At 29.8% G+C, this 5490-nt stretch carries 6 protein-coding genes; all 6 read right to left on the reverse strand.

Annotated features, from left to right (window positions below):
* A partial coding sequence (locus C0512_RS14510; RefSeq protein ID WP_290862826.1) for a DUF262 domain-containing protein occupies positions 1-1380 on the reverse strand: 1380 nt, incomplete at its 3' end.
* A 2-nt stretch (positions 1381-1382) separates the two neighbouring features.
* A complete protein-coding gene (locus C0512_RS14515) occupies positions 1383-3266 on the reverse strand; it encodes a DUF262 domain-containing protein (RefSeq protein WP_290862828.1) in 1884 nt (627 codons plus the stop codon).
* 191 nt (positions 3267-3457) lie between these two features.
* A complete protein-coding gene (locus C0512_RS14520; RefSeq protein ID WP_290862830.1) occupies positions 3458-4198 on the reverse strand; it encodes a hypothetical protein in 741 nt (246 codons plus the stop codon).
* A gap of 13 nt (positions 4199-4211) precedes the next feature.
* Positions 4212-4856, reverse strand: coding sequence for a hypothetical protein (locus C0512_RS14525; protein ID WP_290862832.1), 645 nt, complete (start codon positions 4854-4856; stop codon positions 4212-4214).
* Position 4857: 1 nt separating this feature from the next.
* Positions 4858-5307, reverse strand: coding sequence for a hypothetical protein (locus tag C0512_RS14530; RefSeq protein WP_290862834.1), 450 nt, complete (start codon positions 5305-5307; stop codon positions 4858-4860).
* A 3-nt stretch (positions 5308-5310) separates the two neighbouring features.
* Positions 5311-5490 (reverse strand): WYL domain-containing protein (locus C0512_RS14535; RefSeq protein WP_290862836.1); only part of this gene is annotated, 180 nt, incomplete at its 5' end.

Here is a 5490-nt window from a genome sequence, read left to right on the forward strand (position 1 = left end):
TATCACATTTCTGATTACTCGTAACCAATCCTTAAATCTAGTCCAATCTTCTTCCGTGTAACTATTAATATTGTTTATTCCTTTTACTTCTAGAAATTTAAAAACAGAAAAAAAGAAAGTTTTATCTGATAAATTGAGTGCATCAAACCCTGTGAGTAATGATTTAGTAAAGTTCTTTTCTGTTTTACTTTTAAAAGTTTCTGTCCAAATTTCATTGATTAACTTATCTAATTTTCCTTCTTTATCACTTGCAATTAAATCTAAAATTTTAAATATGTAATCTAATGTAGTTTCATTAAACACATCCTCTTTTTCATACTTCGAATTGGGTGTATATTGATTAGGCTTAAGTAGTTCAATTATTTTTTTTTCTAAAGAATAGATGCTATCTGACTTATTAGAAGTACTTACTTTTTTTAGCATTGCCATGTTTTTAAAGAAAGCCATAAAATTAAAATCAACATCCACCACTTTATTTTTTGCTTTCCAAAAAAGATCAAGCCAGTCTTTGTCTATTTTATATTCCCATTTATACAAAGGCAATGAGTTTTTATGCTTTTTTTCTAACCATGCTCTGAAGTTTTCAAAATCGGTTAGTCCTTTTCCTCGGGCATTCATTTTAACGTAAAGGTCTTCTTCAAACCCTTCTTCTTGGATGTCAAAATAATCAAAATCGATACAGTTATTTTCAACTAGGTTCAGCCATGCACTTTTAAAATCAATTTCTTTATCAATAGATTGTTTTCTAATCTCATCGAGCATTACCAACATACCAGAAACAGTCGGATCTTTTTGCCATGAACTAAAAAACCAAGACTGATTTTTGATAGACTGTGAAAGCAGTTTGATTTTAGGGTTCTCTTCAGGACTGAATTTCAAAATCATTCTACTATGCTCAATTATTTTTTCTATAAACTGAGTACTGCTTTCTCTGGTTTTGTAATTAAAATTAGTTAAAACGGAAATGTTTTGTTCTGCCATTGTACCAATATAAAGATGCAGTAAAAACAAAGTAGTAAGTCTTTGTTGGCCATCAAACGGGATTAACAATTTGTCGGTACTACAAGAGGTTGGCTTTGGTGCAACTTTGCTTTCAAAATCAACTCCAGTATCTTTACTGTACTGTTTTAACACTTGAAGCATTTGCTCCAAACTCTGCTTGCTTTTATTAAAGTTGGCTTGATTGGTTCTATCCACAGATTGTCCAAAAACAAAATCTAAATTTAATGTTTTACCTGAATGTAAAACATCTAATAAATCAGACACAATGTTTTCTCTAATGGTATCTACTCGCTCGTTAATTCTACCTTGTGCGAAATCCCGTTGAATTTCGGGAATTTCAATTTTATCCTGAATTATTTTCCAAAATGTTTCTGCCATAATTATTTATTGCTTTTAGGTAAAAAATTTTCAAGTAACTTTTCAATATCTTTGGTATAATCTTCTGCATCTTGACTAGACCAATAGCTTACTTTAATCTTATTATCGACACCTGTATTGGTGGTTTTCTTTAAAAAATTATTGATAGTGCCTAAAGGAATATAAGTTCCGTTTGTATTCGTAGATGCATCTAAAATTAAACTACGCTTTTTTAGAAAACTCTTATTACCGATGGTACTATTGGTGATTTTATCAAGTAATGCTTGGTTACCTATAAAATGTAAACCCAAAGCATCATTAACTGTATTTGAAAAATCTTTGATCTCATTTGATAATTCTATAGTTAATGTGCTGTCTTTTAAGTCATATAACTTTTGTAGCAAAACCGCTATTTTAGTATTATTTTCGCTCTCTTTATCTTCTTCTTTATAACGTTCTGCATAATCTTTTAACCATTCTTCCGCATCCTCTTTAGATTTTAAAAGCTGTGGGTTTTGAGGGTGAATATGCTCTATGCTCCATTGCGTTTCTGGGTCTTGATATAAATCAAATGGAAAGCGTTGATTAGGGAAGGTTCTTTCAATAAGTTTAATATTATATAGTAATAAAGTGTTTTTACATTGGTTATAAGAAGTGTCATAACGCAAGTTGTTTAGGGCATATAATTGAAACCTTTGATTATCTTGGGTTATTTCTTGAGCGAACTTATCTTTTATGGTTTGAATAAAAAAATCTTTTATTTTTAATTTCGTTTTGTTTTCTGTCTTTGCAATTATGTCTTCTAAAGTCATAAATTTTGCATTGATTATAAAACCAATTAAATGATAGTTTTCTACATCATCATACCATTCTTTTAGTCGTTGGTAAATTTGTTTTATTTTTTTCCAATCTAAGTTTTCGCCTCCTTTGTCTTTTCCTTTATTATACTGATAATAAGAAAAAAGTTCACTCGCATCTTTGGTTTTTTTACAATCAATATCAAACAATTTTCCTATTCGTGTTGGGTAATCCTGTTCAGTGGTATTATTAATAAAATACCAAAAAGTATTGTTGTGCAATTCGTTTTCGATGCTATCCCATTCGTTAGCTAATTTTTTCTTTTTAAAATCTCGAACATCCCATGGATCATCGCTTTTTTCTATATCAATTATAAAAAGTGCTTTAATCAATTCGGCACTCGTTAATTTGATTTTACCAGCGTTCATATTGATAAAAAAATCTTCTACGGTCTGTATGCCCTCTTTTTCAATTGTAATTGGGTGCCAAATTACATAGGTTTGCTCTGTTAGTTTTTTATAAAAAGCATATCGCTGATCGCTACTTTTAGGTAACAACCATATAAGAATAATAAAGTACGCATTAAACAAATGGTAATTATCTACATTGTCTTTATCTGCATTGCTCTTTATAAATTCTTCCCACTTTTCTTGTAAAGCAATGTCCACCTCTTTTTTGACGATATCATCTATTTTTATGTTAATTAGATATTCTTTTAGAATATTATCTGTTCTTATATCATTTAGAAAATCTTTAGTTGATGAACGGGTATTGTAATTTAATCCATAAAAAGGCTCAGTTTGTATCGAAAAGCAGTTTTTAAGCACTGTTTGTATTAAAAATAGTGTCGTAGTTCGTTGCTGACCATCTATAAGCTCCCACGATTTGTTACCTTTCGCTATAACCGCTAGTGGCTGAATACAGTATTTTTTATCACTGGCAATATCATAGATATCATTCAATAAATACTCCACTTCTTCTTTGCCCCATCGATAACCACGTTGGTAACTGGCTACATAAAATTCTTTTAATTGTGGATGTGTATTTAACTGTTCAATAGAGAGTAATTCTATTGTATTTAAATCTCCGTAGGTAATTTCTTTTTTCATTGCTTTTTACTATTAAACCAATCTAATCCTGACCATCAAAAACTCCTACATTATACCTTATTTGAGTTGCTTGGCTTTGTTCTTTTTACTTTCTTATTGCGTTATTATTCATCCATATCATTTAAAATTGTAGCACACTCTTTGTTATAAATGTCTAACAGCACTTCAAATGGTTTTGAATTATTCATTTTTTATTTTTTTATTATTTTCGTCACTCTATCCAAATCTCCATCACCCCTAAAAATCTTATTTTTACTGTCATGGTTAAAATCCGAATAGAAAATCTCTATAACTTTTATACCGTGTTTTGGCAAAACCTCTAATCGTCTTTGGTCATATATCTTTCTTTGTTCGCCTCTGTGAACACCGCTGACTGTAAAAATATCGGGTTTGTCGAAATGTTTGTTGGGTTTGGTATGCTGTTGTTCTTTGTATTCGATAACTAAATTTAATTCAGGATAAAAGCTATCTACCGGCAACTTATCACATTTTCCTTGTGCATTTGGATCTCCCAACAAAAAATCAAAACGATGTTGACGTAACCCTTTTCTTCCTAAGACTTCATCACATAAGTCTAATACATAATGTTCATCTCTGTCTTTTCTTGATGAAGATTTAGAAATTGGTTTTATTTTTTGCTTTTTGGATGCAACTTTTGGTGTAATTGAAATAGAAGAAGCATTTCGTTGAAAAAACCAATTCGTATTAGCCTTTTTTCGTTCAGCAAGCACAAATGGTATTTCATGCAACTCATTTTTAGAATCCAATCTTCTTAAGACCTCTCTAATAGGTTTTCCAATTTTGATGTCTTTTTCAAAAACACCAGCCAATATAAAATAGGGCATCATGTCCTTAGCAGGGATTATACCGACACTTTTATTCACTTCAAAATACTCTTGAAGCACTTGGTTGATTTGACTGATTTTTGCCATAATTTTTTAAAGTTTATAGGTGCCATTCATTTTCCCATTTCATCAAAATAAAATCATTTAATAATGGAATAATATTATTTGGATTTTGATTATTATAACTTCCATGTTGGTAAAAGGCATATCCAGATGGAGTTAATAGTTTTCTTTCATGTAAATTATTATTATTAGAATATTGTACTACTGGGCTCCATAATCTTCTCCAAAAAGTTTCTCCAGTTCCTCTTGTCAAATAAACATTTTTTATAGTTGGATTGTTTTGTAACAACTTAACAATATTGTTTGGCAATTGTCCATTAAAATTATTTGCAATTACATTATCTGCATAACCACCTAATAGAGTTCGATGTTCAGCATCTTGTTCATTGGCATCATCAATACTTGTTATTAAATCGGTAATTGCAATTTTATGTTTTTCACAAAACGCTTTCCAATCATCAGGTGTACCATTTATTAAACTTTCTTCACCATACAATCTTGGTAAAACATCCCAAAAATTATTATTCACATTTCCATGCTGGTCATGTGTTCTCCCATAAAACCATTCCGCCTGATTACCATCTGGCCAAGAAGGATTAAAAGTACCTACAATCAAAGTTGTTGGCTCAAAATCTAAATTTTCTAAATTTAAATCTCCTATGAATTTATGAATACAAGGCATATTATCTTAATTTAAAAAATGCATCTTTTTTATCAATGTAGTATGATTTATAACCATCGTTTTTACATTCATCATCCCAAATCTGTTGTATTACATCACTTCGGTTATAAATATCATTCATGCCTTTGTACCAACTATTCCATACTTTTTTTGGTATTCGACCTTCATTTTTCCAATAGTACTCCTCAGCACACAAATTGAAAAAATCATAAATTGTTGCTTTGGTTTTTATTTTATCAACATCTGAATAGAAATCGAAAAAGTATTTTGATGTTGTATCACCTAATAAATTTAAATTATCATTCAATTCATTATATCTTTTGTTGAACTCTGTAAAAAGTTCTTTTTGCATCTTATGATTAGCCAATTGTGTGTTTTTATAATTATAGAATAATGTAATTAATAAACCACAACCACCTAATATACTTGATATAATAACAGCCTCACTCATATTTTATATATCTAAAATTTCAATTTCTCCAATTCTGTCAAACTTAAATGTGCGTTTGTCATCTCTTTTATGACAATAAGCAGTTAAATAATTATTGTTCAATCTATAATTTTCAATATGTTCGTTAGTTAGTGCATTAATTGCTAATTGAACATTACTAACAGTTCTAATACTCTCCTCAGC

Source organism: Flavobacterium sp. (assembly GCF_013822155.1).
Taxonomy (GTDB): domain Bacteria; phylum Bacteroidota; class Bacteroidia; order Flavobacteriales; family Flavobacteriaceae; genus Flavobacterium.